At 64.6% G+C, this 3,182-nt stretch carries 1 protein-coding gene; it reads left to right on the top strand.

Annotated features, from left to right (window positions below):
* Positions 1 to 2,902: RND family transporter (locus tag A5646_RS03045; RefSeq protein ID WP_197505102.1), on the top strand; the 2,902-nt coding region annotated here is incomplete at its 5' end.
* Positions 2,903 to 3,182 lie beyond the last annotated feature (280 nt).

Here is a 3,182-nt window from a genome sequence, read left to right as displayed (position 1 = left end):
GCCGCGCACCATCCGCCGGCTCGCGCTGCCGATCCTGTTGTTCTGGGTGGCGCTGGCCGCCATCACCAACATCGCCGTCCCGCAGCTAGAAGACGTGGGCAAGACCCACAACGTGGCGCTGAACTCCCCAGATGCGCCGTCGCTCAAGGCGATCAAGCGCATCGGTGAGAAGTTCGGAGAGTTCAACACCGATAGCTCGGCGATGATCGTGCTGGAGGGCGACAAACCGCTGGGCGCCGACGCCCACCGGTTCTACGACGAGATGGTCCGCAGGATCGAGCAGGACCACAAACACGTCCAGCACGTCCAGGATTACTGGGGCGACACGTTGACCGCGGCCGGGTCGCAGAGCAGCGACGGCAAGGCCGCTTACGTTCAGGTGAACCTCGCCGGCAATCAGGGCTCGGCGTTGGCCAACGAGGGTGTCGGGGCGCTGCGCGACATCATCGAGCGCATGAAGCCGCCGCCGGGCGTCAAGACCTATGTGACGGGTGCGGCGCCGCTGATCTCCGATCAGTTCGACGTCGGCAGCAAGGGCACCGCGAAGGTCACCGGGATCACCATCGGGGTGATCGCGCTGATGCTGTTCTTCGTCTACCGCTCGGTGCTCACCACGCTGCTGGTGCTTGCCACCGTCCTCATCGAGATGTCCGCGGCCCGAGGCCTTGTCGCGTTCCTGGGTAATGCCGGCGTGATCGGGCTGTCGACGTATGCCACGAATCTGCTCACGCTGCTGGTGATCGCGGCCGGCACCGACTACGCAATATTTTTCGTCGGCCGCTATCAGGAGGCGCGCGGCGCCGGCGAGGATCGCGAAAAAGCCTTCTACACCATGTATCACGGCACGACGCACATCGTGTTGGGTTCGGGGCTCACCGTCGCGGGCGCGGTGGCCTGCCTGAGCTTCACCCGGTTGCCCTACTTCCAAAGCCTGGGTATCCCAGCCGCATTGGGTATCCTCGTCGCGCTGTTCGCCGCGCTCACGCTGGGGCCGGCGATCCTCACCCTGGGCGCCATGGTTGGCATCTTCGACCCCAAACGGGCGATCCGAACCCGCGGCTGGCGGCGGATCGGCACCGCCATCGTCCGCTGGCCCGGAGCGGTGCTCGCGGCGGCGTGCGCGCTGGCCCTGGTGGGCCTGCTCGCCCTGCCCGGCTACAAGACCAGTTACGACACCCGCCCGTACATGCCGGCCAGCGCGCCGGCCAACATCGGGTACACGGCCGCCGAGAAGCACTTCTCGCGGGCCCGTCTGGAGCCCGAATTGTTGATGGTCGAAACCGATCACGACATGCGCAACCCGGAGAGCATGCTCGTGCTGGACAAGGTGGCCAAGGCGGTGTTCCACGTTCCGGGTGTGGCGCAGGTGCAGACCATCACCCGGCCGCTGGGAACCCCGCTCGTCCACAGCTCACTCGCCTTCGTGGTCAGCAATTCCAGTGCGGCGCAACAGCAAAACCTGACCTATCAACAGGATCGGGCCAACGACGCGCTCAAGCAGGCCAACGAGCTGAGCAAGACCATCGACATCCTCAAGCAGCAGTACGCCTTGCAACAACAACTTGCCGGCACCACCCACGAGGAGACCGAAAGTTTCCGCGACACGCTCGTCACCATCCGGGACCTGCGCGACAAGATCGCGAACTTCGACGACTTCTTCCGCCCGGTGCGCAGCTACTTCTATTGGGAGAAGCATTGTTACGACATTCCCGTCTGCTTCGCGTTCCGGTCGCTGTTCGACGCGCTCGACGGCATTGACCAGCTCACCGAAAAGTTCGAAAACCTCACGGCCTCCCTCGACAAGCTCGACGCGCTGCAGCCGAAACTGACGGCGCTGATACCGCCGCAGATCGCGAGCCAGCAGACCAATCGCGATCTGACTCTTGCGAATTACGCCACGCTGTCCGGGATCTACGCGCAGACCGCGGCCGCGATCGACAACGCGACGGCGCTCGGGCGCGCCTTCGACGCGGCCAAGAACGACGACACCTTCTACCTGCCGCCCGAGGTGTTCAACAACCCCGACTTCAAGCGTGGGCTGAAACTGTTCCTGTCCCCGGACGGCAAGGCCGTCCGGATGATCGTCACCCACGAGGGCGATCCGGCTACGCCGGAAGGCATTTCGCACATCGACCCGATGGCCAAGGCGGCACATGAGGCCCTGAAGGGCACGCCGATGGCCGACGCGCACGTTTATCTCGGTGGCACCTCCTCGACCTATAAGGACATCCAGGACGGCGCCAAATACGACCTGATGATCGTGGCGTTCGCCGCGCTGAGCCTCATCCTGCTCATCATGATGATCATCACGCGCAGCCTGATCGCCGCGCTGGTGATCGTGGGCACCGTCGCGCTATCGCTGGGGGCGTCCTTCGGACTCTCGGTCTTGGTGTGGCAGTACATCTTCGGCATCGAGCTGTATTGGGTCGTGCTGGCGCTGGCGGTGATCCTGCTGCTGGCGGTGGGATCGGACTACAACCTGCTGTTGATCTCGCGGTTCAAGGAAGAGATCCATGCGGGCCTGAATACCGGCATCATCCGGGCCATGGCCGGCTCCGGCTCGGTGGTCACCTCGGCGGGCATCGTCTTCGCCGTCACCATGTGTGCGTTCGTGTTCAGCGGTTTTCAGGTGCTCGGTCAGATCGGGACGACGATCGGGCTCGGCCTGTTGTTCGACACGCTTATCGTGCGGTCATTCATGACGCCTTCTGTCGCAAGGCTTCTCGGGCGCTGGTTCTGGTGGCCACAACGGGTGCGGCCACGCCCGGCCAGCACCATGCTGCGGCCCTACGGCCCACGCCCGGCGGTTCGACAGCTGCTGCTGTGGGAGGACGACGACCCTGTCGCGATGTCGGGATCGAGGTCCGCATCGATGGCCGGATCGAAAGCGCAGGCGCCCTAGCGCGACCTGATTTCGGCTCACGGATCGGGATTCGCGGTGTGTGCAGTGGGCCGAGGCTGTGCCTGTCGGGCATGGGCTGGGGGATGCGTGCACCGAACTCTTCAGCGGGCATCCGGCGGCCCGGACTTGTCGGTGGTGGCTGTGATGATGGCGTCATGTCTCCGACCGCGACTGCAGCCAGCGTCGAAGCGTCCCCGAAGGAACGTCTCGAGGAGCTCTTCGACGAACTGGCGGAGTTGACCGGTCAGCGTAATGCGATTGATGGGCGCGTCGTGGAGAT

Source organism: Mycobacterium sp. 1245499.0 (assembly GCF_001673615.1).
Lineage (GTDB): Bacteria > Actinomycetota > Actinomycetes > Mycobacteriales > Mycobacteriaceae > Mycobacterium > Mycobacterium europaeum_A.
Note: the sequence above shows the minus strand (reverse complement) of the source record. Positions and strands in the feature narration are given on the sequence as shown.